At 64.8% G+C, this 1,099-nt stretch carries 1 protein-coding gene and 1 pseudogene; both read left to right on the plus strand.

The genetic code is table 11. The features are described from left to right. Positions 1–882: iron-containing alcohol dehydrogenase (locus tag EOA33_RS36520; RefSeq protein WP_127407782.1), on the plus strand; the 882-nt coding region annotated here is incomplete at its 5' end. Positions 883–940: 58 nt separating this feature from the next. Then, positions 941–1,099, plus strand: a pseudogene (locus EOA33_RS36525) (NAD-dependent succinate-semialdehyde dehydrogenase); the annotation flags it as partial.

The raw sequence follows: 1,099 nt of genomic DNA on the forward strand, positions 1-1,099 counted from the left end.
CCCCAGGATTACTATGGCGAGTTCAACGTACCAGGCCCTACCCTTCCCGTGATCGCAGTGCCGACGACGGCCGGGACAGGCTCCGAGGTGACCCCCGTCGCCGTGATTTCCGATCCCGATCGCACCCTGAAAGTGGGTATCTCGAGTCCTCACCTCATCGCCGCGGTGGCGCTTTGCGATCCGGATCTGACGGCGACGTGCCCCCCGTCCCTGACGGCGATCGCCGGTGCCGACGCGTTGACGCACGCAATCGAGGCCTTCACCGCAGCCAGACGCGGTGATGATCCCCGCTTGCCGCAGCAGCATGTCTTTGTCGGCAAGAGCGCCCTGACCGATCATTTCGCGCTTCTGGCTATCAGGCTGCTCGGTAGCAGTCTCGAAAAGGCATATCGCGACGGATCGGACGGGAATGCGCGCGCCGACGTTATGATGGGAGCGCTGGCCGCCGGTTGCGCCTTCGGCACCGCCGGAACGGCCGCCGCTCACGCGGTGCAGTATCCGGTCGGCGCAGTTACACATACCGCGCATGGTCTGGGCGTCGCCACCATGCTGCCATATGTGATGAGCTACAACCTTCCCGCCGCGGCCGCAGAGATTGCCGAAGTTGGCGCCGCTCTCGGCCTTTCCCGTCAGAGCGGCGACGGCGCCGATGCATCGGCGCACGCCACCATCCGCGAGGTGAGCCGGCTGTTTGCCGCCATCGGCATCCCACCGAACTTGGCCAATCTTGGCCTTCCCGAAGACAGGATCGACTGGACGGCCGAGCAGGCGCTCGGCATCGACCGGTTGATCAAGAACAATCCGCGTCCGTTCGACCTCGCCGCGATGCGACGGCTGGTCAGGGCTGCTTATGATGGCGACATGTCCGCCACCATGATGTGATCGACCAGGAGCTCACCCCATGAATATCGCCGCAGGCATATCCGACGAGGATCAAGATATGTTCGATTACGCCACGGTCTCGCACGGTCTCTACATTGGCGGACGCTGGCAGCCCTCGTCGGAGGGCCGCGTGATCGAAGTGGTCGATCCATCAACCGAAGCCGTGATCGCGGCGGTCCCCGATGCCACGCTTGCCGACGCGGCCGCAGCCGTCGAC

The organism is Mesorhizobium sp. M4A.F.Ca.ET.050.02.1.1, from assembly GCF_003997725.1.
Lineage (GTDB): Bacteria > Pseudomonadota > Alphaproteobacteria > Rhizobiales > Rhizobiaceae > Mesorhizobium.